Source organism: Segatella copri (assembly GCF_019249765.2).
GTDB classification, from domain to species: Bacteria; Bacteroidota; Bacteroidia; order Bacteroidales; family Bacteroidaceae; genus Prevotella; species Prevotella copri_K.
On record NZ_CP152484.1, the window covers coordinates 465,827 to 488,511 of the forward strand.

At 42.5% G+C, this 22,685-nt stretch carries 19 protein-coding genes and 1 pseudogene; 9 read left to right on the plus strand and 11 right to left on the minus strand.

What is annotated here, in order from left to right:
* Nucleotides 1-817: 817 nt before the first annotated feature.
* On the plus strand, nucleotides 818-967 hold the full coding sequence (locus KUA46_RS01885; RefSeq protein WP_006847038.1) for a hypothetical protein: 150 nt from the start codon (nucleotides 818-820) through the stop codon (nucleotides 965-967).
* Nucleotides 968-1,133: 166 nt separating this feature from the next.
* Here the strand turns inward: KUA46_RS01885 and KUA46_RS01890 are convergent, their stop codons facing one another.
* From KUA46_RS01890 to KUA46_RS01900, 3 genes are all read right to left on the minus strand, one after another.
* A complete protein-coding gene (locus tag KUA46_RS01890) occupies nucleotides 1,134-1,421 on the minus strand; it encodes a winged helix-turn-helix transcriptional regulator (RefSeq protein ID WP_228114872.1) in 288 nt (95 codons plus the stop codon).
* On the minus strand, nucleotides 1,422-1,652 hold the full coding sequence (locus KUA46_RS01895) for an ATP-binding protein (RefSeq protein ID WP_254364814.1): 231 nt from the start codon (nucleotides 1,650-1,652) through the stop codon (nucleotides 1,422-1,424). It abuts the gene before it with no gap.
* Nucleotides 1,653-2,017: 365 nt separating this feature from the next.
* Nucleotides 2,018-3,106, minus strand: a complete 1,089-nt coding sequence (locus KUA46_RS01900) for a restriction endonuclease (protein ID WP_153137233.1) — start codon at nucleotides 3,104-3,106, stop codon at nucleotides 2,018-2,020.
* A 94-nt stretch (nucleotides 3,107-3,200) separates the two neighbouring features.
* Between KUA46_RS01900 and KUA46_RS01905 the strand changes: the two genes are divergently transcribed.
* Both KUA46_RS01905 and KUA46_RS01910 read left to right on the plus strand, forming a co-directional pair.
* Entirely contained in the window at nucleotides 3,201-3,617 is a 417-nt protein-coding gene (locus KUA46_RS01905; RefSeq protein WP_106812837.1) for a helix-turn-helix domain-containing protein, read from the plus strand.
* Nucleotides 3,614-4,210, plus strand: coding sequence for an IS630 family transposase (locus tag KUA46_RS01910; RefSeq protein ID WP_232823346.1), 597 nt, complete (start codon nucleotides 3,614-3,616; stop codon nucleotides 4,208-4,210). Before KUA46_RS01905 ends, KUA46_RS01910 begins: the two co-directional genes overlap by 4 nt.
* Before the next feature lie 34 nt (nucleotides 4,211-4,244).
* On the opposite strand, the gene KUA46_RS01915 is transcribed toward KUA46_RS01910, so the two are convergent.
* Both KUA46_RS01915 and KUA46_RS01920 read right to left on the minus strand, forming a co-directional pair.
* Nucleotides 4,245-6,437, minus strand: coding sequence for a DUF2357 domain-containing protein (locus KUA46_RS01915; protein ID WP_153137235.1), 2,193 nt, complete (start codon nucleotides 6,435-6,437; stop codon nucleotides 4,245-4,247).
* Nucleotides 6,438-6,440: 3 nt separating this feature from the next.
* A complete protein-coding gene (locus tag KUA46_RS01920; protein WP_218487972.1) occupies nucleotides 6,441-6,656 on the minus strand; it encodes a hypothetical protein in 216 nt (71 codons plus the stop codon).
* 330 nt (nucleotides 6,657-6,986) lie between these two features.
* Here KUA46_RS01920 and tnpC point away from each other — a divergent pair, with 330 nt between their 5' ends.
* Nucleotides 6,987-8,462 carry an IS66 family transposase gene (tnpC, locus tag KUA46_RS01925; RefSeq protein WP_434725783.1) on the plus strand — a complete coding sequence of 492 codons (1,476 nt, stop codon included), beginning with the start codon at nucleotides 6,987-6,989 and terminating at the stop codon, nucleotides 8,460-8,462.
* 9 nt (nucleotides 8,463-8,471) lie between these two features.
* Here the strand turns inward: tnpC and KUA46_RS01930 are convergent, their stop codons facing one another.
* From KUA46_RS01930 to KUA46_RS01950, 5 genes and pseudogenes are all read right to left on the minus strand, one after another.
* A complete protein-coding gene (locus KUA46_RS01930; protein ID WP_218487258.1) occupies nucleotides 8,472-9,881 on the minus strand; it encodes an McrB family protein in 1,410 nt (469 codons plus the stop codon).
* The gene (locus KUA46_RS01935) at nucleotides 9,878-11,008 is read right to left on the minus strand and encodes a DNA (cytosine-5-)-methyltransferase (RefSeq protein WP_153137239.1); all 1,131 of its coding nucleotides are present in this window, start codon (nucleotides 11,006-11,008) and stop codon (nucleotides 9,878-9,880) included. The genes KUA46_RS01930 and KUA46_RS01935 overlap by 4 nt, the downstream gene beginning before the upstream one ends.
* A gap of 679 nt (nucleotides 11,009-11,687) precedes the next feature.
* Nucleotides 11,688-11,948, minus strand: coding sequence for a hypothetical protein (locus tag KUA46_RS01940; protein ID WP_153137241.1), 261 nt, complete (start codon nucleotides 11,946-11,948; stop codon nucleotides 11,688-11,690).
* Nucleotides 11,949-11,969: 21 nt separating this feature from the next.
* Nucleotides 11,970-14,810 (minus strand): excinuclease ABC subunit UvrA, encoded by a 2,841-nt coding sequence (uvrA, locus tag KUA46_RS01945; protein WP_006847031.1) that lies wholly within the window; start codon nucleotides 14,808-14,810, stop codon nucleotides 11,970-11,972.
* Between the two features lie 27 nt (nucleotides 14,811-14,837).
* Nucleotides 14,838-15,146: pseudogene (locus KUA46_RS01950) on the minus strand (T9SS C-terminal target domain-containing protein); the annotation flags it as partial.
* A 239-nt stretch (nucleotides 15,147-15,385) separates the two neighbouring features.
* Here KUA46_RS01950 and KUA46_RS01955 point away from each other — a divergent pair.
* From KUA46_RS01955 to KUA46_RS01970, 4 genes are all read left to right on the plus strand, one after another.
* Entirely contained in the window at nucleotides 15,386-16,780 is a 1,395-nt protein-coding gene (locus KUA46_RS01955; protein WP_254364774.1) for a LysM peptidoglycan-binding domain-containing protein, read from the plus strand.
* Nucleotides 16,781-16,821: 41 nt separating this feature from the next.
* Nucleotides 16,822-17,583 (plus strand): outer membrane beta-barrel protein, encoded by a 762-nt coding sequence (locus KUA46_RS01960; protein WP_153112817.1) that lies wholly within the window; start codon nucleotides 16,822-16,824, stop codon nucleotides 17,581-17,583.
* 62 nt (nucleotides 17,584-17,645) lie between these two features.
* Complete coding sequence (locus KUA46_RS01965; RefSeq protein WP_118190312.1) at nucleotides 17,646-19,022, plus strand: MFS transporter; 1,377 nt, start codon at nucleotides 17,646-17,648, stop codon at nucleotides 19,020-19,022.
* Nucleotides 19,023-19,064: 42 nt separating this feature from the next.
* Complete coding sequence (locus KUA46_RS01970; RefSeq protein WP_118063181.1) at nucleotides 19,065-19,739, plus strand: hypothetical protein; 675 nt, start codon at nucleotides 19,065-19,067, stop codon at nucleotides 19,737-19,739.
* Nucleotides 19,740-19,921: 182 nt separating this feature from the next.
* On the opposite strand, the gene KUA46_RS01975 is transcribed toward KUA46_RS01970, so the two are convergent.
* Entirely contained in the window at nucleotides 19,922-20,797 is an 876-nt protein-coding gene (locus tag KUA46_RS01975) for a sigma-70 family RNA polymerase sigma factor (RefSeq protein ID WP_006847025.1), read from the minus strand.
* 302 nt (nucleotides 20,798-21,099) lie between these two features.
* Between KUA46_RS01975 and KUA46_RS01980 the strand changes: the two genes are divergently transcribed.
* Nucleotides 21,100-22,626: a peptide MFS transporter gene (locus KUA46_RS01980; protein WP_218487260.1), complete on the plus strand. Its 1,527-nt coding sequence runs from the start codon at nucleotides 21,100-21,102 to the stop codon at nucleotides 22,624-22,626.
* Nucleotides 22,627-22,685: the final 59 nt, after the last annotated feature.

A 22,685-nucleotide genomic window follows, 5' to 3' on the forward strand; every position in this document is an offset into this window, starting at 1 on the left:
AGCACGGAGTTTAATATTCCGTGCTTTTTTTGTGCATCAGGAAAAGTCAAGAGGGTGAATCATAAACTTATGACACACCCTCACTTTACCAAAAGAGCAAGTACGTGTTCGGTAAGTCCAGTGGAAGGGTAGCAACTCAAGTAGTTCAGTCGAGCAACTCAAGTAGTTCAGTAAGACAATTCAAGTATTTCTGTAAGCGGGTTCAGACGTCTCAGTTAGCTGATGCAGACGTCTCGATAAGCTTACAGATACGTCTCCGTTAGCTTACGCAGTAATATCTGTAACCCGATGCAGCCATATTCGTAACCCGATGCAGTCATATCCGTAACCCGATGCAGCCATATTCGTAACCCGATGCAGTCATATCCGTAACCCAGCGCAGCCACATTCGTAACCCAGCGCAGCCACATTCGTAACCCAGCGCAGCCTTCATATGAAATAATTTTATGTAATCATCTATCATCCATCACGATTTGCATGTATCATACATTTTAATATGTTAATATACAGATACTTGAATAGCGTGATAGATACTTCAAAAACGGAAATATCCCTCACGCTATCCCTCACGATTTGGGGTTATCCCTCACGATTTTCTCACTACACTCTACCAGATACTGTTTCTTTGCAGCCGTGTTGCTAAAATAAAATTTATCTGCATTTTATTAGGATAAAGATGCTTTAGTTTCAAAAATAATCCGTATCTTTGCAGTCGTATTCTTCCCGATAGTAGTTCTTGAAAGCTTAATCTGGTAGAATGAAATTTAGAAAGAGCGGACATCTGGGATGCTCATAATTTAATAATGGAGGATTGGATATGAATAAATTAACAAGAGAAGAGGCGCTTAGACGTTGGAAATCTGCCAAGGCCACAAAGAAAGCCATGGTTGACAAGATGCAGAAGATGCTTTATGAAGACTACAAATTACGTACAGGCGAGGAGCCTGTGAGATTTAATGTCTTGTAATGAAAGAATTAGCTTTAGATAGAATAAATGCCAATTCTCCCTATATGAAAGGGTAGCAGTCCTTTTGGATGCCCATCCCATATCAAGTATGTTGTTACTGATATCTATATAAAAAAAAATCCCCCAATCCACTAGAGTAAGTAGCTTGGGGGATATTTATTATATCTTACTGATTCTTGAGTATTATCCATTGCCCATTTTTATCACTTCCTCTACGTGAAATGTAGCCTTTCTTTCTTAACGAAGTAAGCTCTCTTTTTAATGTTGCAATCGAAACGTCTAGCTTATTAGCCAAATTCTCTCTTGTTATAGATGGATTTTGTTTCATTGTAGAAAGAATGGCTTGCTGTCGCTCATTTACAGGCTCATTTACAGGCTCATTTACAGGCTCATTTACAGGCTCATTTTGTATATGCAAAGTTAATTTAACTTGTAAAAGATCTGGCTGTTCCAATCATTCAGGCTTGAGCCAATGCTTTTCATTCCAAGCACTTAGTATGAGAGGAAAGCCGGAACCCAGGTTTTCGCCAAAGCCTATCATGCGGAACATGTTCTGTATGCGCTGATTACGTGCTTTAGACTCTCCACCTTTATAAATTTGCTCGATTGGTAATTTCAAAAGTCCTGTATTGGTTAGCACAAAACTATCGTCAAATTTCTCAACCTTCAGAACTCCATTTACCATGAAATCAGAGTGGATAACCATGTTTGTAACAGCTTCACGTAGAGAGTATCGTCTCTCCGAATTACACCATTCATACTGAAAGGATGAGGCAAATCACGTGTCAGTTTCGAAATGACCATACAGATGAAGTTGAACAAGTTATTTTCCCACGTACCGTCGTAAGTCAGATGGTTGCTATAACGTTGGTTCCCAATCAGGACGGAAAGAAGCAAACGGAACCTTATATCGTTATACCATAAACTCAAATCGTCTCCACGGAGAAACCGAAGATGGCAAAGAAATATAGAGGAGAGTATAAACTGTAACAATAAAAGTTAGCTTATACTCCCTCTGTTTATTTTATACAAGGAGAAGAAACATCTTCTCTACTTTAAACCATATTTTCTTTTCAAACGCCAATAGTCGTTTTCGGTAATCAATGCTCGTTTTCTACTCTTTTCAAAACGTATGTGCGCATGCATTTCTCTGTCATAAAAGTCATACCATATATTGATAAATGGTCCCGACTTCCCATTGAAAGCGCAAAATATAATTGGACAATCAAAATATTCATCTCCATCTTCTTTGATATTTGCAATGTACGAGTAAGGAATATTACCTATGATATCAACATTAAGTTCCATATATTCGCCATCATATTTACATTTATCAAATTCGCTTTTGAGCATCCATTCTCCACATGGATAGATGACAATTGTTTCAGACATCCAAGGAGCTATTTTCATCTGGATACCATCATGATATATATTAAAAGGGAAAGATTTAAACCAGGAATCATGTTTTCCCTCATCATCTGTATCTGGATAATCTTCATCGTATATAGAACGAATTATCACCTCGGAAGCCCTAAATTTATCGTAAGGGTACTCTAACAAATGGCGTCCATCCTCATTTGTCAACTTACTGAATTTACGCAATAGGCTTTGATTAACTAACTGTTCACCAAGTTTTGCTGCTTCTATTCTTTTTCGAGCAAGCTCTTCTTTGCCTATATCTGAGCCAAAATAGTTCTCCTTTATAGTTTTATACTTTTCTTGGTGTAACTTGGAAGTCAAAATTGACTCACCCCATATTTCTACCTTTGAGAAACCTTTAACTTTAGCGTAAGTATCAAAATCCTCGTAAGCTTCTTTTCTTACCTCGCAGGATGTTACCACCAATAAGCTTTGACCATCAGTATTTTTATTCCCTTCAATAATTTTATCAACAATCGCACAAAGTTGTGATTTCTTTAAATTATTATAGCGCTTACATTGGACAAAACATGTTAGGCCACTATCTTTTTCTTTACAATAAATATCAACGCCCTGATCAGCGCCTTTTTTGCCATAGTGACGAATATCTTTATACATACCTGAAAAGTCAAGTATTTCTAAAATCATCTTTTCAAACATAGATGGTTCCAAATCTTCAAAATGTAATCGACTACTTTTTACTTGAAAATCGTTCATCATACAATAAAATATTTATATAAGTAAGTGATCTAAATTATTTATATATATCAGTACTAATATGGTTCATTTTCCGTTTTATAGAAAAAGTAGAATTATGAAACCAATAAAAGTACTTGAATTATCAGAGGTTGATCGCCTCAAATTAGAGAAAGGCTATCATAATGGCCCTACTCATAGTTTTCGTATCAGATGCAAATCCATATTGCTGAAGTCAGAAGGTAAATCAGCTCCCAAAATAGCAGAAATGCTTGAGGTGACTGTACCTACTGTCTACGCATGGGTAAAACGTTATGAAGAAAATGGCATCAAAGGCTTGGAGACACGTCCTGGTCAGGGTCGAAAGCCTATTATGGATTGTTCTGATGAAGAAGCAGTCCGCAAGGCAATTGAGGAAGACCGTCAAAGCGTGTCTAAAGCACGTGAGGCATGGCAGAATGCGACTGGTAAAGAAGCCAGTGACATTACCTTCAAACGTTTTTTAGAAACATTGGTGCAAGATATAAGCGTATAAGAAAACGCCCAAGGGGCAAACCCTCACCGCAGCTCTACGCATACAAGAAAGAGAAGTTGCAAGAACTTGAAGAACTTGATTCCAAAGGGGAACTTGTGCTATATTATGCCGACGAAAGCCATGTCTGTACAAATGGATATGTTCCATATGGCTGGCAATTCAAGAATGAGGATGTTTACATCCCATCCGAGAAAGCTGCCCGGCTTAATATCTTTGGTATGATTACCAAAAGGAACCAATATAAAGGCTTTACCACAAAAGAGTCCATCAACGCAGACAAGATTGTGGACTATCTTGACAGATTCTCTTTCAATGTCACGAAGAAGACTGTAATTGTCTTGGACAATGCTTCTGTTCATAGAAATCGGAAGGTGAAAGAACTGAGGAAAATTTGGGAGAATAGAGGATTGTTCCTCGTCTATCTTCCACCTTATTCTCCAGAACTTAATCCTGCCGAGATTCTTTGGCGTATACTTAAGGGCAAATGGATAAGACCGATAGATTACGAGACTACGGACTCGCTTTTCTATTGTACGAACAGGGCCTTGGCCTCTGTGGGTACGAACTTATTCGTGAATTATTCATATTTGTAAAATTAATTTTGAACAGTTACTTATTTAATATATATTATTCGTTCTCTTTATAAATAGCCTGTTCTTTGCAATGTCTAAAGAATTCTTCTTTAGTCTTACAAACACCCCGAAGAGCCCACTTAGGCATACCGAATTTAGCAGGATGCTCTAACGATACCCAGTCGCCAACATCAAACTTAATACGGATAGGATACTCTTCGTCTTCTACCCGAATCAGATTTGCCTTAGACACCCTATAATAGCCCTTAATATGACTGCCAAAAGTGATAGGAGCAATGTATCGGATTGTTTGAATATCCTTCGTTTCTTCTATACCCTTCTTGCCCATAACTATTGTGTTGGCATAACCATCAAGAACAGCATTCAAATCATCATTAACTTCTTTATCAATGGTCAAAATCATGTATTCTGCATTCTTTGGCTCATCTGAGGTATAGTACAAGCCCTTTTGAGGAATACTCTCATCAAGTATCTCTATAGAAGCTCTTCCTATCAAAGATTCAATGAATTTAACCAACAAATCTCTATTCTCAGCATCCTTTGGACGAAGCGGAAAAGCACCAATATTAACCTCGTCTATTGTCTTGTAAAATTTTGAGACTTCGACATCGACCTTTTCTCCACCACCAGGAAACAAAATATAACCACCTATGACTTCTTTTTTAAGTTCTGCAGACGTATGGTCCTTATAATAAATGGCATCCCTATAGCGGTGCATCTGATTAATAGCATCCTCTGGTGGTGTATCAACACCATTCACTTTGCCGTCAATACGATACTTTGCATCAAAGAGATAAGTCATCTTCATATTTTTCTGAAGGTCATTCTTTGTAAGCTGCAAGACAATATCCGGCTTTTGAGCAACAGTTGGAACAACAAGATTTTCCATGCTGATAGAGTCATTTTCTTGATCAGTATGCTTGGGATTATAGACAAGTTCTGCAAGCTCCACCCCGTCTTTCTTAAACAAGATGCACGAATGTTCTCCCTTTTTAAGATTCCAGGTGAATAAACCGTTCATTTCACCTCGGTTGTGGTGATCCATATCTACATCGTCACCAAGAAGTTCCTTTACAATATGGCTAACCTCTATAAAACACCAAATTTCATAAAGTGTTGCTATATCTTTGGTTTGAAGACGATAGACGCCGTCGTACAAAGAATATGCACGACGAAGAAGGTTCCAGGTTCGATATACCTGACTATAACCGGTTGCTTTCTGCAGCACCATACTTTCCTGATTCAAGCCCTTGTATCGCCCTATGGTGCGGAAAAAAGGATTTCTACCAAGATATTTCAACGTAGCTAAAACAGAATCCATTTCACTTTTAAAAGCATCTGATACCCCCTTAGTAGCTTCAATCCGTTTTTTCAATGACTCATATCTTGCAGTTATCTGCTGAAGAGCATACTTCAAGAAGCGGTTCTCTTGCGTATCATTACTCTGTATTTGTCGTTCTACACGATAAAGGTGAGCTTGTTCTTTGCGATGTTCTGCCAATTCATTTTCAACAGAGGTTGGTATGTGAATTAGCTTATCTGCCCGGACATAGGTTTCAATACTATGCAGCCTATGACGGGGGCGCTCGATAATACTCTTGACTGCATTGATAAACTTCTTCTGTTCGCCTGCAAATATATTCCACCATATAAGTTCTGGCGTTTCCCCTTCTTCATCTGGAGTGAAACCATGAAAAGTTCGTCTCAGATAATCAAGAGACAACATGCGGTATTCTTTTTCTATATCTTCTACTATCTGTCTCCAGTGCTCATGATAGTTCAGTTTTGAACTCAACACTTCAAAGCCAAAAGAGAAATGGCGAATCTCTTTTCCAACTGTATAGTTGATAAGAATTTCACTTTTGCCAATATCGTTTTTATAATTTAGGAAACCTGCAAGTATCCCTCTTCTGAAGCTAAAATTCTCATTGTCGCTCTGAAGAGTGCTGCCAAAATCTGCGCCTGTTACATAATCTTCGAACTCAACCCATATTGGGTATTCTGCATTATCAAAGAATACTGCAGGCGCATCATCCCCAAGAGAAAGGGCGTTTTTATGGCCTTCTTCATCCATTCTGACTACAGACAACACACCTTCAGACCACGAGTAAGAAGATGTAAGATTCTCAACACCTACATTACTCGCAGCCTTCTGCCAAATGGCATCGAACTTACTACATTCGATGCTCATTGTGAAATCTTGATGTTTAATCGTCAGAAGTTCCATATATTAGCTCCAAAAACTTGTATAACCCGATGAAAGACGTTTCTTCATTTCACTCAATTTTGCCAACGAAATAGACTTGTGCGTATTTTCCGTCTGCTCTTTAGCGAAACTTTCATGACTTATAGCCTCTAAACTCCTTTTTATTGTATTTTCTAGCTCTGTAAGGAATTCAGCACTAACCTTTGTTTCATCGCCTTCTATTCGGGAAAGAATCTTCATATTAGTGATTTCATCCAATGTAACTACTCAGCACCCCTATAGAAAACTTCTCGTTAATAAAGCATAAACTTGATTTTGCTTATTTTCTTCATCATTACAAACTTTTTAATGATTGAGTCGATGAGGACGTAGGCTGTTTAAAACAGTTCATTTAACGAGTTCTTTTCCGATGATGCCTCCAACATGTCTCCTTTGTCTATTATCGCCTTTCAACAGATTATCTGCCAGGAGATGCGTTTTTGCATTCCCCGTAAGTCAAAAGTCTGCGTTAATGGATGTAAATCGTGATTTTGCCATGTGGAGAAAAATGCTTATCTTTGCACCAAAAAAATGGCAAGCGACTGTACTGACATAGATGTTGTTTTGCGCCAGATAAACCAGCGTCTGCGCAAACTTGAGAAGTCCGACTCCGAGAAGACTGAGGAGATCGGACGCCTCAACCGTGTCATTAACCAGAAGGACGTGGAGATACATAATCTAAAGACAGAACTTGCTTCCACAAAGGCAGAACTTGCCGTTGCTAAAGAGCGCATCAAGGAACTCGAGGGAGCTGATGACGATACATCAAGTACACCAGGAAAGCCCGAGAAAAACAGCAGTAACAGCAGTATCCCTCCATCCCAAGAAAGTATCGCTTCCCGTGAGCTGCGCAGGACAAAGTCTCTTCGCAAGCCAAGCGGAAAGCCGAGCGGTGGACAGCCTGGCCACAAGGGTCACACACTGCAGACTATAGCAGAACCAGACGTAATTGTAAAGCACGAACCAGTCTATTGTAAATGCTGTGGTCGGCTCTTGATTGATATACCATGCCAGAAGATCCGTAAGACACAAATTGTTGATATCAAGGTGGTCGTAGAGACCTGCGAGGAACAGTATTACGAGAAGGTCTGTGAATGCGGTTGCGTAAACAACTGCGAAGCTCCCAACTGTCGTATCAAGTATGGTGACAACCTCCGTGCACTGGTGACATACCTTAATGTAGTGCAGTGTATTCCGTTCAAAAGGATTGCAGAACTTATATCCGACCTGTCCGGCCAGAATATAAGTGAGGGTACAGTGCAGAACATACTCAAAGAGAATAGCGGCAAGGCAGACTGTGCATATGAGGAAATACGCAAGAGGCTGGAAACAGCGTCTGTCGTAGGAGCCGATGAAACTGGTGCTACGGTAGGAAAGCATCTGCATTGGAACTGGATATTCCAGAACGACCTGCTTACATACGTGTTCCAGTCAGAATCGCGAGGTCAGAAGGCCATAGATTCCAGGTTTCCAAAGGGACTTCCCTATTCGACACTTGTGACTGACAGACATCAGAGCTACTTCAAGATGAATGTTAAGGACCATCAGGTCTGCCTGGCTCATCTTCTTAGGAATGCAGAGTATCTGAACGAACTGGATCCAAACCAGAACTGGTCACGGAGATTCATCCATCTGATAGAACACTCTATAAATCTCAGAAGAGAGGACAACATTACCTCTAGAAAGATAAAGGTACTGAAGACAAAGATGAAGAACCTCTTGGGTGAAAGCCTCACGCATTTAGATAACGAGTTTGAGAAATTCAAGAGGGGTATCCTTAAAGTCAAAGACTACCTATTTACCTTTCTCTCCAATCCAAGTGTGCCTTACGAGAACAATGCCAGTGAGCGGGGAGTTAGGAAAATCAAGATAAAGCAGAAAGTCAGCGGTTGCTTCCGAACAGACAGCGGTGCCGATGATTTTGCCAAGTTGCACTCCATTGCTGAAACTGCTATGAAGAACGGAAATTCTAAATTCAATGCAATTCTTGCTGTAGTACAACAGTAAGACGATTACTCATGCCCATAGGGGTGCTGAGTAGTTACCATCCAATGCACGAGCTATAACAAAATCTAAAGATAACTCTTCTCCAGAATCATCCTTATTGTATGGGAGATTATTAACAATATAGAGTAAGAATTCATTTCTTGTACGATAGGCAACCTTGAAAGGTGTTCCTTCGAGTTTCTTATTAATATCTTGCAAATAGTTGATTACCACATCACAAACATCTTTATTCGATTCGTAAACATCAACTCCTTCTACAGCATTTCCAACAAGATGTTCTGAAGAGAGTTTACCGATTTGTTCGTAACGATGAGTTAAGCCACCATAAAGATCGACATCATTCATTTCTATTGTCATTGCACGGTCAAGTACCTTACGGCTGAAAGAGAAGGTCGTTTCATCCATATTCACTGTTCCTACTACAATCAAGTTCTGAGGAATAGATATACCCTTGTCACGGAATTGTGCTCTCAATTTTTCATCATCAGTAAGTTCTGTGCAAAGGTTCCAATACCAAGATTGAGCATTCTGCTTTAGTATAGGATCAGTTACAACGTTCCCTTCCATATCAACTTTTCTTGACTCTATTACACTCAGATATTCTGCAAAATACTGCTCTACTGGGGCAAGATTCATTTCGTCCAAGCATAGGAAATAAGGAACATCAGGTTCTCCCCAAGCTTTCGCTATAAACTTCAAAAAATCACCAACAACAAATGAAATACCATTACCATCCTGATCTGCGCCAATACGACTAACATAGCCTATCAATTCACTTGAATCATGCCAATTTGGTTTTACCTGAATCATTTCAAAGTTTCTTGGCTTTTGCGCCTCATACTCATTGGAATCAACATCCCAGCAAGCACGTGCTAATTCACGCACAATGCGACTCTTGCCAGTACCTGAGATACCGGCAAGAAGCAGGAATGGTTTACTCTTGATAGCTGTTATATAATTTCGATAAGCCATATTTATACTTGTTGAGAAATCTAATCCCAATTCTTGAATTTTATCCTTAATCGTATCATAATAACAGATTTTACCTATTTCATGCTTAATCTGTGGAACCCAAATCAAGTGCTTGACATTATCAACTTTACATGCATAGAACTCTGTTGTATGTGCAAATATAGCCTCAAATGTAGAACGTGTATTGCCGCTTCCGTCAAGAACACTATCAAATTTGAAAGGTTGGTTAGAATTAACCTTGGAGCACAGTTTCTCCAAGACATCTTTTGACATATTGGCACCCGATTCTGAATTATCAGAGTTGACTCTAACTATTTCTAATTTTTGATCATCTCTGTTTACTCCTATAAGTTTGGCCTTGTTTTTACCGCCACTAACATAATCATATAGATTATTTTTTGGTAGCTGGTCAACTAAATCTATAACATGTTCTATTGTCAGTTTCATAATTCTGGATTATGTTGATGAATGTAATCATAAATTGTATTTGCTATAGCATGTGCTGCAACATAGGGAACCCCATTGCCTATTGTCTTGAAGGCATCTGTCAGCGAAATGGTTGGCGGCAAGACAAACTCCGGTGGGAGTGACTGAATAGCCAATGCCTCTGCAGCAGATATTCTTCTTGGAAGATAAGGATGCACATGAACCTCATTATTGCCATAAGCTGCTGTTGGTGAATATCTCCATCTATGAAGCCTTTTATAACATTTACGAGCAACATCCCCCTCATCTTTGGTCTGGAAACGATATATACCAGCTCTCGGCTGGAAATACATATCAGCATTAGGGTGGTGCATAACATCGTTTCGGTTCCACCAATACTGCACTGTCAACTGCTCAATAATTCCTTCAGGCATATTTGTCATTATACCTTCATGATATGGTTCAACGCCTGGCCATGGAAGTTTTTTAATATCCTCCAGATTGTACAACTTATGATTATCCCAAGGAAAATCCATAAGCATGTTGTCTTGAACCGACAAGTGCAGCCTATTAACTGCACTCTGATGAAAACCTATCAAGATAATTCGGTCTCTATCTTGCGGAGCTCCATATTCCAAAGAATTAATCAGTCTTTCTGTCAAATAATATCCGTGATCTCTAAACTGCTGTTTGAGTTCTTCAAAAAATTCACGGTGTCTTGCTGTGCGATAAAGCCCTTTCACATTCTCGAACAAGAAGAAATCAGGCATAGCTTCACATATCAAACTAGCATACGTACCGGAAAGACGACCATTGTCACCATTTCTACCTCGATTTTTACCGGCAACAGAGAAATCTGGACATGGAGGTCCTCCTATGAATCCTGTTAATTGATGAGCTTTTGATTCTTCAACCATTGCTTTCAGTGCCGCAAGTCGTTCCTGATGCTCTGCGTCGAGATATAAAGTAATATCTTCTACATGATGTCCGTAAATAGGCATTGGCAAATTCATGTTTTTGCGTGCATACTTATATACATCATTAAAGGCTTTGTGGAATTCATTGACGAATACCACATTAAAATGTCCCTGAGTTTCAAAGCCTAAATCAAGGAAGCCGGCTCCAGAGAAGAATGAGAATATATTCATTTTATGTTTCTTAATTCTATAAGCTTACTTATTCAACATGTTAGTTTCTGAACAACAAAAGTTTAGATTGATTTGTTATGTCAGAAAAATGCTTATTTAAGATTTGTAATTAAGTGCATCAAACACTTTCTTTCTTTATAAAAAGTAAATACGAATCTTAAGCTTTTCTTTATTTTCATAAGTGAGGGATTTGTTTTTTGAAGTCTCTAACTTGAGGTATCAAGCAATCCCACATAATCTTAATGTTATATGCTATATTCATAATTATATTTATTTTGAGAGCAAAGGTACAATATTATTTTGAGAAATAACAAAAAAAACTAGAAAAGTTTCTGAAAATACGATATATTGTATATCATATCAATATTCTTTTTTATTTCTTTATCATTAATTAAATATTAATCATTGAGGCTGCTCTTGATCAGGGGCAGGAGGATGGGTATAATGATGGTATCGAAAATATACGAGGCGATTCTTACGATGATGCATGTCGGTATAAGGGGAAGAAAAGGAGGGAGTATGAGCTTGGGTATAAAGAAGAATATGATACCGGTTTCGATGATGGCTTCGCCGATAGTGGCTGTGATTCTGAAGAGGAAGAATAACTCTGATAGTAAATAAATTCTTTAAATAGCGTACCGCCAAAGTACATTCATATATCATGTACTTTGGCGGTATGTTATAATTCAAGCCGGTCGGTATCTATGTCGAATAATTCAAACAATCTTCTGCAAGATTTGATTGGCAAGGATTCCTCGGCTTGACCGATGAAGTCATTTTCGTGGTTTCTGATATAAGTATCCATGTCTTCCTCCTTTACAAGGATTGGGCCTTTGATATTTGTAAAGATGAAAGGGTAGCAGTCATCATATTTTATATTGAAATAAAAATACCCCAACCCGCTTAAGAAAGTAGGTTGGGGGATTTTTTCTTCTGCCACAGTCTTCGTTCCTATCCTGATTTATTCAGGTTTCCCTGATTTCTTCAGTAAAGGGGCGAGGAACTTGTAGGTATATCCCTTTTGCTGCTTCACCATTTCTTCTGGTGTACCGGCAAAGAGGAGTTGACCGCCGCCTCGTCCACCTTCCGGACCCATGTCGATGAGCCAGTCGGCGAGTTTGATGACATCGAGATTGTGCTCGATGATGATGACCGTATTGCCACGGTCTACCAGTTTCTGGAGTACATCCATCAGGATGCGGATGTCTTCGAAATGCAGACCGGTTGTCGGTTCATCGAGTATATAGAGCGTCTTGCCCGTATCACGCTTCGAGAGTTCGGTAGCCAGTTTTACGCGCTGACTTTCACCGCCAGAGAGGGTAGTGGAACTCTGTCCTAACCTGATGTATCCGAGACCTACATTCTGTAATGCCTTGATCTTCTGCAGTATCTGAGGAACATTCTCGAAGAAATCTACCGCCTGGTTGATGGTCATGTCGAGAACATCGGCGATGCTCTTTCCCTTGTATCTTACCTCCAGCGTCTCGCGGTTGTAGCGTTTGCCGTGGCATACCTCACAAGGTACGTAGACATCCGGCAGGAAGTTCATCTCGATGGTCTTATATCCGTTACCCTTACATTCCTCGCATCTTCCACCTTTCACATTGAAGGAGAATCTGCCCGGCTTGTAACCGCGGATCTTTGCCTCGGGAAGTCCTACGAAGAGCGAGCGGATATCGCTGAACACGCCTGTGTAGGTAGCTGGATTGCTGCGAGGCGTTCTGCCAATAGGACTCTGGTCTACATTCACTACCTTGTCGATATTCTCGATACCCTCGATGCTCTCGTATGGCATCGGTTTCTTGAGCGAACGGTAGAAATGCTGAGAGAGGATAGGCTGGAGGGTCTCGTTGATGAGAGTAGATTTGCCTGAGCCGCTGACACCCGTTACGACAATGAGTTTGCCGAGTGGAAAATCAACATCCACCCCCTTGAGGTTGTTGCCCGTAGCTCCGTGAATGGTAATATGCTTGCCGTTGCCTTCTCTGCGGAGAGCAGGCACCTCAATGGCCATCTTGCCGTTGAGATACTGGGCGGTGATGGTATCGGTCTTGAGCATCTCCTGAGGTGTGCCTTGGAAGACAACTTCACCTCCCTTGCGTCCCGCCTTCGGACCGATATCTACAATCCAGTCGGCAGCCCGCATCATATCTTCATCGTGCTCCACCACAATAACGGTATTGCCCAGGTCGCGAAGTTCCTTCAGGCTGTTGAGCAGACGTTCGTTGTCGCGCTGGTGCAGACCGATGCTCGGCTCATCGAGGATATAGAGCACGTTGACCAGCTGGCTACCAATCTGAGTAGCCAGACGGATGCGCTGGCTCTCGCCACCCGAGAGAGAAGCCGACTGGCGGTTGAGCGAGAGATAATTGAGTCCCACATCGAGGAGGAAGGTAACGCGTGAGCGCAACTCCTTGATGATTTCGTGAGCCACCTTCGCTTTCATCGAAGGAAGATGCTGTTCCACTTCTTCGAGCCAATCGCGCAGTTCATCGATGTCAAGACTGGCTACTTCGGATATATTCTTATCCCAGATCTTGAAAGAGAGCGATTCCTTTTTGAGTCGCAAACCGTGGCATTCAGGACATTCGATGGTAGAGATAAACTGGTCGGCCCATTTCTTGCCCGCCGCACTCTCGTCATCCTCCATCACCTTCTGCAGGTAGTCGATGATGCCATCGTAGGCGCAGAAATAGTCGGTAGAGGTATGCACCTTTTCCTTCTCAATCTTCACGTTTTCGAGCGAACCATAGAGAATTTCCTGCATGGCATCGCCCGGAATCTCACAGATAGGTGTCTTCAGGTTGAGGTCATACTTGCTGAGCAATGATTCTATCTGCCAGAAAATCATCTGGTTCTTGTATTTGCCGAGCGGAGCGATGCCGCCTTCATGGATGCTGAGTTTATCATCGGGAATTACCTTCTTGATATCAATCTGGTTCACCTTTCCCAGACCCTTGCAATGCGGACAGGCACCTTCGGGAGAGTTGAAGGAGAACATGTTAGGAGCTGGATCCTGGTAGGCAATACCCGTTACAGGGTCCATGAGACGCTTGGAGTATGTCTTGGCCTCCTTGGCACCTTTCTCAAGAACCATTACCATGCCGTCGCCCTGTTTCATAGCCGTTGCCACACTCTTGCGGATGCGTTCCTCATCTTCTTCCTTCACCACCAGTTTATCGACCACAGCTTCTATATTGTGGTTCTTGTAGCGGTCGGTTTTCATGTTGGGAACGATTTCGAGGATGTTGCCGTCGAGTCGCACGTAGAGATACCCCTTTCTGCGCATGCTTTCGAAGAGTTCGCGGTAATGACCCTTGCGCTGGCGTACGAGGGGAGCGAGCAGGAAGATAGCCTTGCCCTTATAATCGCTGAGAATCATGTCGATGACCTGTTCCTCGGTATATTTCATCATCTCCTCGCCACTCTGATAGCTGTATGCAGTACCGGCGCGGGCATAGAGCAGACGGAGATAGTCGTAAATCTCGGTGGTAGTGCCCACGGTAGAGCGGGGATTCTTGTTGGTGGTTTTCTGTTCTATGCTGATGACCGGACTCAATCCCGTAATCTTATCAACATCCGGGCGTTCCATATTACCCAGGAAGTTGCGGGCATAGGCAGAGAATGTTTCGATATATCTGCGCTGACCTTCGGCAAAGATGGTGTCGAAGGCCAGTGAACTCTTGCCCGAACCCGAGAGTCCGGTAATCACGGTGAGGGAATCACGCGGAATCTCCACATCTATGTTCTTGAGGTTGTGGACCCGTGCGCCCCATACATTTATCTTTTCTTCTGAATTCATATTCCAATTCTGCTAATTGCTGTTTGCCTAATAGTTACTGTTCTGCTCTTCGGTATAACCTCTGAGCAGGTTGACATCACGTTTGATGTTATACACAACGCCATCTGCCCCCTTCGCCTTGACGAGACAGAAGTAGACACCCTCCTTGACCGGTTTTCCGCGGTAGGTGCCATCCCATCCCGTGGCAGGGTCGGTCCATTCATAGAGTTTCTGTCCCCACCTATTATATATATAGGCGTGGAACTCCTCAATGTTCCGGTAACCATCCTTGGGCTTGTAGATGTCGTTGATGCCATCGCCATTTGGAGAGAAGGCATTCGGCATGAGAAGAGAACTGACCTTGGTCGTCTCTTCTGTGTTGTCCTCCTCGTCGTCGTTGACTTCCTGAGCGTGTAATTGACACGTCAAAAGTGGCAACATGATGCAAAGTAATGCTATTTTTCGTCTCATTTCTAAAATAATTTGTGCAAAGATAATAAAAAGATGAGAGATATTGCGTCAGATGCAAGATTTTTTGTATTTTTGCAGATGAAAACATGAAATATTTGAAGATATCGTTAAAAAAATCTTGTGATATGAGACAAAAAATGAGATATTTCCTGCTGCTCGTTGGGCTTCTGCTCAGTGTCAGCATTGGCGCGCAGACTGTAAAATGGCGCGACATTTACACGGTTAAGAAGAAAGATACTATCTTTGGTATCGCCAACAAATATGGATTGAGCCTTCCTGAACTGATGGATGCCAATCCGGAGATGAAGCGTGAGGGATACATGCTGCAGAAGGGAGCTACGCTCTTTATTCCATACACCAAAGACCAGAAGAATCCTAATCAGGTGAACGGTCAGAAGTCGGGGAATGGGGCAACGGTTCAGAAAACTGCTACAGCTCCGGCAACCTCAAAGGCTGCTGTTGCCAGAAATGCGGTAAAGGTAGGCGTGATGTTACCTTTGCATAATGTTGATGGCGACGGCAAGCGAATGGTGGAGTATTACCGCGGATTGCTGCTGGCTTGCGAAACCCTGAAGCAGCAGGGCGCCGATATAGATGTGCGTGCCTGGAACGTTCCTATTGATGCTGATATCCGGAATACACTCTTGCAGGAGGGCGCTAACCAATGCGACATCATCTTTGGTCCACTTTATACCAAGCAGGTGGCTCCGCTGACCAACTTCTGCAAGAACTACGGCATCAAAATGGTGATTCCGTTCTCTATCAGCGGAGATGATGTAGAAAGAAACAAAGAGATTTTCCAGGTTTATCAGAGCGATGATGCGCTGAATGATGCGACCATCAAGGCATTCCTGAGCCGTTTTACCAATGTGCATCCTATCTTTGTAGACTGCAATGATTCTACTTCGAGAAAGGGCAACTTTACGTTCGGTCTGCGCAAGGAACTGGAACGCAGGAAAATCAATTATAGCATCACCAATGTGAATTCAAGTATCGATCAGTTTGCCAAGGCTTTCATGCCTTCCAAGCAGAATGTGATCATCCTGAATACGGGACGTTCGCCACAGTTGACTCAGGTGTTGAACAAGCTCGACGAATTTGATGCGAAGTATCCGGGTGCAGCCATCTCTCTCTTCGGCTATACCGAATGGCTGATGTATGCCAAGTATAATCTGGAAAGATTCTATAAGTATGATACTTATATCCCTTCCACCTTCTATTATAACCCGAACTCAGCACAGACCAAGGCGCTTGAGAGCCGTTATGAGCGATGGTTCCATCAGCCTATGATGGTGGCACAGCCAAGATTCGCCATCACCGGTTTCGATCACGGAATGTATCTGATTCAGGGCGTCAAGAGATATGGCAAGAACTTTACAGGTGAGCGCCAGCAGATGACTTACCAGCCTGTGCAGACTCCACTCCGTTTCGAGAAGACCAGTAGAGGAGGATACAAGAACAAGAGTTTCCAGTTGATTCACTATACCTTTAATCATCAGATAGAGGCGGTGAAGTACTAGTTTATAGTTTACAATTTATAGTTTACAATTTATAGTTGATAATGAATAGAAATATTGGGCTGCTGATTCTGATGCTCATCTTCGGAATTCCAGTTTCGGCACAGATAGGAGAGCATCGTAATGATTTCGCCATCGGTTTTAATGGGGGCTATATGATGAGTAGCGTAGGATTCATACCCGAGGTACAGCAGAAGCAGCACGGCGGACTGACGGGCGGTTTCTCGATGAGATATACCTGTGAGAAATATTTCAAGACCATCTGTTCTATCTATGCCGAAGTAAACTATGCGCAGGCAGGATGGGAAGAGGATATACTGGATATGGAGAATAATCCGGTGATTATCACCGAAACCAAAGAGGCGATGGCTTACAAGCGTACCATCAACTATATTCAGGTGCCTGTCTTCGCGCATCTGGCATGGGGTAGGGAGACAAGAGGACTGAATATCTTCGTGAATGCCGGTCCGCAGTTTGGTCTCTATCTGAGTGATTCGCAGAAGACCAACTTCTCGGTAGAGCACATGCCGGCAACCGACAATAACCGTGTAAGTCCGGTGGTGGCTCAGGATACGATGGCAGTCAAGAACAAACTCGATTATGGTATCGCCCTGGGTCTGGGTGCTGAATACAGTATTCCGAAGGTGGGTCATTTCCTTGCCGAAGCCCGATACTACTATGGTCTGGGAAATATCTACGGTGCTTCTAAGCGTGATTATTTCGGAAAGAGTAACTACGGACAGATTGTTCTGAAACTCTCTTATCTCTTTGATATCACCAGAACGAAGAACGTGAAACGGAAATAGATGATAATTAATAATTGATAATTAATAATGATAACGGGTTTATCATTTATGTTTTAAAGAAAATGAGTACAACAGAAAAAATGCAGATGAAATTGAGCGACTCGAAGTCAGCTCGCTGGACCGCCCTCCTCATCGTGAGTATCACGATGATGTTCGGTTACTTTTTTACAGATGTGATGTCTCCACTGGAGCCTCTCTTGACAGCAGCCAAGGGAGCAGAGAATGGTCTCGGACTCGGATGGAATTCGGATGAGTACGGCTTCTTCTCTGGAGCTTACGGATACTTCAATGTGTTCCTCCTGCTCCTCTTCTTCGGTGGTCTTATCCTTGATAAGTTTGGCATCCGTTTCACTGGTATCCTCTCTACCGTCCTGATGTTTGGTGGAGCCTTGTTGAAGTGGTATGCTTTAGGTCATGAGTTTGACGGAATGGTTGCTGTACCATTCTTCGGTACTTATAGTACGCAGGTAGTGATAGCTGCTCTTGGCTTTGCCATCTATGGTGTAGGATGCGAGATATGCGGTATCACAGTGAGCAAGGTTATCGTGAAGTGGTTTACGGGCCATGAGTTGGCTCTGGCAATGGGTGTACAGGTAGCTACGGCTCGTTTGGGAACTGCTGCAGCTCTGAGTGCTTCTCTTCCTTTTGCCAAGGCAATGGGCGGTGTTTCTGCTTCTGTTGCTTTAGGTGCCGTATTGCTTTGTGCTGGTGTACTGGTTTATCTGGTTTATTGCGTGATGGACAAGAAGGAGGATGCTTCTGCAGCAGCTGTAGCTACAGAACCGGAAGAAGGTTTCAAGTTTTCAGACTTGGGCGGTTTGTTCAAGACAACAGGTTTCTGGTATGTGGCATTCCTTTGCCTGATGTTCTATGCCGGTGTATTCCCATTCCTGAAGTTTGCCACCAAACTGATGATTTTCAAGTATGGTGTGGATGCTAATTTGGCAGGTCTGATTCCTGCGATGTTGCCATTCGGTACCATCTTCCTCACACCGCTCTTCGGTAGTATATACGATAAGTATGGCAAGGGTGCTACGCTGATGATTATCGGCAGTTGCCTCCTGACCTTTGTGCACGTCATGTTTGCCCTGCCAATCAACTCATGGGTGCTTGCCATCGTGCTGATGCTCATCCTGGGCATCGCATTTGGTCTGGTACCATCAGCCATGTGGCCATCTGTGCCAAAGATTATCCCAATGAAACTCTTAGGAACTGCATACGCCCTTATCTTCTATATCCAGAACATCGGACTGGCTCTCATTCCGGTATGGATTGGAAAGGTGAACCAGGCTAACACGGGTGCTGATGGTGTTATCGACTATACCCAGACGATGACTATCTTTGCAGCCTTCGGTGTGATTGCTATTATCATCTCTTTCCTCCTCTTGTTTGAAGATAAGAGAAAGGGATATGGATTGCAGAAGCCTAATGTGAAATAAGTGAAGAGTGAAAGTATAATTTTTAAAAGAAAGGAAATAACCATGAATGCGACACCTGAATCATTGATTAAGGACTATGCTGACCCGATAGAGCAGCAGGAGATTGACAAGTTTGTATGTTCAGAGATGGGCAGACAGATACACCGGTATATCAAGGGTATGTCGGGTACCAAGCAAGCTATGTTGAAATTTGAGGAAAGGCTAGCCAGCCTCTCTGTACCAGAGAAGGAGAAGGCGATAGCCAAGTATATTGATCTGAACAGAAAAGCATTGGATGGTCTTGACTTGAAGATGATTCTGGTCCGTTCGGTAGCCAACTATTGTGACACCTTCCAGTATATGCTGGATTTTGTCAACGATAAGCGCAAGATGGTTTTCTATTACCAGCGCATCAAGGCGAAATACATTCAGTATCATGAAGTATTTGAGCAGGATGGAAAGTTTGGTATGAAAGATCATCAAGGCAACATCTTACTCTCGCCAACTTATGATTTCTTGCGCACCTGCTACATTTATAATGATGACTTGAGCATCATGCCGGTAATAGCTGAGAAGAATGGCAAGATGGGACTGGTAATGCCGGATGGTAACGATACGGTAGTGGCGGATTTCCTTTACGACGAAATTTGCTTGCGTGATGAATATCCTTACTTCGAGGCATCCCGTGAAGGTATCAGTGGCTTTATTGATAAGTTTGGAAACTTTGTTAATAGTTAATAGTTAACAGTTTATAGTTAATAGAGAAAGGGCAATCAGGTTGGGATGAACCAACTGATTGCCCTTTTTTACTTTCGTTGCTATTAGCAACTTTGTTTTTATCTATTTTTCTCTCGTCTTCAAACCCTAGTGAAGAAAAGCAAAAGAATTCTTCACTCTTCGTTCTTCACTCTTCACTTAACTTATCCCAAGTACTTCATCAAGATTTTGATCTTGCCGCTATCACGGAGCTTGATGATACTCTTTTCGCGAATCTGGCGAACACGCTCACGGGTAAGGTTGAACTCGCTACCGATTTCCTCCAAACCCTTCTCGTGGCAACCGATACCATAGCAGTAGCACAGAATCTTGCGCTCACGGTCTTTCAATACAGAATTGAGAACGCGGTCAAGCTCGCTCGCCATAGACTCGAAGTCTACACCCTTGTCGGTACGGCTGTCATCACCCGAAGCCATCACGTCGACCATCGCATTGTCATCATCATCGCTACCGAATGGAGCATCGATACTCATGTGGTGATTATCTGCCTTGATAGTCTGGTCAATCTTGCTTTCTTCCATCTTTGTAATTTGAGCGAGCTCAGCAACAGAAGGTTTGCGCTGGTTCTCCTGCTCAAACTTACTGATTTCTGCACTAATCTTACTCAATGCACCTACCTGGTTCAAAGGCAGACGAACGATACGGCTCTGCTCGGCAATAGCCTGCAGGATGCTCTGACGAATCCACCATACGGCGTATGAGATAAACTTAAAGCCGCGAGTCTCGTCAAACTTTTCAGCAGCCTTTACCAAACCGATGTTACCCTCGTCGATGAGGTCGGTAAGAGAAAGACCTTGGTGCTGATATTGCTTAGCAACAGATACAACGAAACGAAGGTTTGCTTTTACCAATTTCTCCTTGGCACGTTCTCCCTCACGACCGCCTTTGCGAATCTTCTGGGCAAGTTCGATTTCTTCATCGATAGAGACCATAGGCTCTCTACCAATCTCCACCAAGTACTTGTCGAGTGCTTCACTGGAACGGTTGGTTATACTCTTACTAATCTTAAGTTGTCTCATAAATATCCTTTTACCTTTCTATTTAGAATTTTTTGAAGTATTTTTGTGTATCCCGAAACCTCCTCATGGTTTCGGGGTGCAAAGGTACGAAAAAAAATGCAATTACGTTGTAATATAAACGGAAATTTTTTATCTGATTTGTCTGTTTTTTAGAATTTTAGCCGGTTCCTAGTAGAAAAATGCTATGTGAAGTGCGCTTTTTGGTGCAATAAGTTTGAAATATGGAATAATTTATGTATCTTTGCACAAAAATTGCGAGAAAAGAATAACTAAATAATAAAATAACAACAAAACAAAAAATTATGTTTGAGAATCAACCAAAAGGTCTGTGGGCCTTAGCTTTGGCAAACACGGGTGAGCGTTTCGGCTATTACACCATGCTTGCTGTGTTCTTGCTTTATTTGCAAGCCAACTTCGGTTTTGAAACCGGATTGGCAAGTACTATTTACTCTACATTCTTGATGATGGTTTATTTCCTTCCTATCATCGGTGGTATCGCAGCCGACAAGTTTGGCTTTGGACGTATGGTTACCACAGGTATCTTCATCATGTTCATAGGTTATCTTGTTCTCTCGCTTCCTCTTGGCAAGGAAACCGTTGCCGTTGCTGCCATGGGTATTTCACTTATCCTCATCGCTTTGGGAACCGGTCTGTTCAAAGGTAATCTGCAGGTGATGGTTGGACGTCTCTACGACGAGCCACAGTATGCCAGCAAACGTGATTCCGGTTTCTCACTCTTCTATATGGCTATCAACATCGGTGCTATGTTTGCTCCTACTGCTGCCATCAAGATTATGAAGTGGGCGCAGGAGAGCCTGAGCGTGTCGGTGGAAGATTCATATCACTTCGCATTCGCCGTGGCTTGTGCTTCACTGATTTTCAGTATCGCTATCTACTATGCCTTCAGCTTTACATACAAGCATGTTCTTGCTTCTGAGACCAAGAGTAAGGATGATAAGACTTCTGCTAATGAGACAAACGAACTTTCTAAAGCTGAGACCAAGGAGCGCATCATCTGCCTCTGTCTCGTATTCGCTGTGGTTATCTTCTTCTGGATGGCTTTCCACCAGAATGGTAATACATTGACACTCTTTGCCCGCGATTATACACAGAAGACTTCAGAGGGTCTGCAGTCAATGGCGTTCGATGTTACCAACCTCGTAGCCTGCATCTTCGTGGTTTACGGTTGCTTCGGTCTGGCACAGAGCAAGACTGGCAAGGGTAAGGGCATCTCTCTTGGTGTCATTGTTGCTGCCATCGCTTTCCTCTTCTACAAGTACAGCAACCTTGAAGGTGCCGTAGATGTTGAGGCTCCTATCTTCCAGCAGTTCAACCCATGCTATGTAGTGGCATTGACACCAGTGAGCGTTGCTTTGTTCTCATGGCTCCACAAGATTGGCAAGGAGCCTACATCGCCAGAGAAGATTGGCTTGGGTATGCTTGTTGCAGCTCTCGGTTTCGTATGGATGGCTGTAGGTTCTATGGGGCTGGAGCTTCCTTTGACACAGGGCGATCCTGCTACAGAGGGTACACGTGTAAGTGCTAACCTCCTCATCTCGACATACCTCATTCTTACATTCGCAGAGCTTCTGCTTTCTCCAATCGGTATTTCATTTGTATCGAAGGTAGCTCCTCCAAAGTATGCTGGTTTGATGATGGGTCTCTGGTTCGGTGCAACAGCCATCGGTAACCAGTTGGTTATGATTCCTGGCATCATGTGGGGTCAGAACTTCAACCTCATTGCCATCTGGGGTGTTCTCGCAGGTATCTGTCTGGTTTCAGCTCTCTTCATCTTCTCTATCATCAAGAAGTTGAATCGCGTAAGCTAAATCTTAGAATTATAATATATAAAAAAGGCTTGCTTCATTACGGAGCAAGCCTTTTTTAT

What these genes read in the sequence shown, in the direction of transcription:
- KUA46_RS01885 (WP_006847038.1), top strand. Translation starts at nt 818, where the DNA reads ATGAATAAATTAACAAGAGAAGAGGCGCTTAGACGTTGGAAATCTGCC.
- KUA46_RS01895 (WP_254364814.1), bottom strand. Translation starts at nt 1,652, where the DNA reads ATGGTAAATGGAGTTCTGAAGGTTGAGAAATTTGACGATAGTTTTGTG.
- KUA46_RS01900 (WP_153137233.1), bottom strand. Translation starts at nt 3,106, where the DNA reads ATGATGAACGATTTTCAAGTAAAAAGTAGTCGATTACATTTTGAAGAT.
- KUA46_RS01905 (WP_106812837.1), top strand. Translation starts at nt 3,201, where the DNA reads ATGAAACCAATAAAAGTACTTGAATTATCAGAGGTTGATCGCCTCAAA.
- KUA46_RS01915 (WP_153137235.1), bottom strand. Translation starts at nt 6,437, where the DNA reads ATGGAACTTCTGACGATTAAACATCAAGATTTCACAATGAGCATCGAA.
- KUA46_RS01920 (WP_218487972.1), bottom strand. Translation starts at nt 6,656, where the DNA reads ATGAAGATTCTTTCCCGAATAGAAGGCGATGAAACAAAGGTTAGTGCT.
- tnpC (WP_434725783.1), top strand. Translation starts at nt 6,987, where the DNA reads ATGGCAAGCGACTGTACTGACATAGATGTTGTTTTGCGCCAGATAAAC.
- KUA46_RS01930 (WP_218487258.1), bottom strand. Translation starts at nt 9,881, where the DNA reads ATGAAACTGACAATAGAACATGTTATAGATTTAGTTGACCAGCTACCA.
- KUA46_RS01935 (WP_153137239.1), bottom strand. Translation starts at nt 11,008, where the DNA reads ATGAATATATTCTCATTCTTCTCTGGAGCCGGCTTCCTTGATTTAGGC.
- uvrA (WP_006847031.1), bottom strand. Translation starts at nt 14,810, where the DNA reads ATGAATTCAGAAGAAAAGATAAATGTATGGGGCGCACGGGTCCACAAC.
- KUA46_RS01955 (WP_254364774.1), top strand. Translation starts at nt 15,386, where the DNA reads ATGAGACAAAAAATGAGATATTTCCTGCTGCTCGTTGGGCTTCTGCTC.
- KUA46_RS01960 (WP_153112817.1), top strand. Translation starts at nt 16,822, where the DNA reads ATGAATAGAAATATTGGGCTGCTGATTCTGATGCTCATCTTCGGAATT.
- KUA46_RS01965 (WP_118190312.1), top strand. Translation starts at nt 17,646, where the DNA reads ATGAGTACAACAGAAAAAATGCAGATGAAATTGAGCGACTCGAAGTCA.
- KUA46_RS01970 (WP_118063181.1), top strand. Translation starts at nt 19,065, where the DNA reads ATGAATGCGACACCTGAATCATTGATTAAGGACTATGCTGACCCGATA.
- KUA46_RS01975 (WP_006847025.1), bottom strand. Translation starts at nt 20,797, where the DNA reads ATGAGACAACTTAAGATTAGTAAGAGTATAACCAACCGTTCCAGTGAA.
- KUA46_RS01980 (WP_218487260.1), top strand. Translation starts at nt 21,100, where the DNA reads ATGTTTGAGAATCAACCAAAAGGTCTGTGGGCCTTAGCTTTGGCAAAC.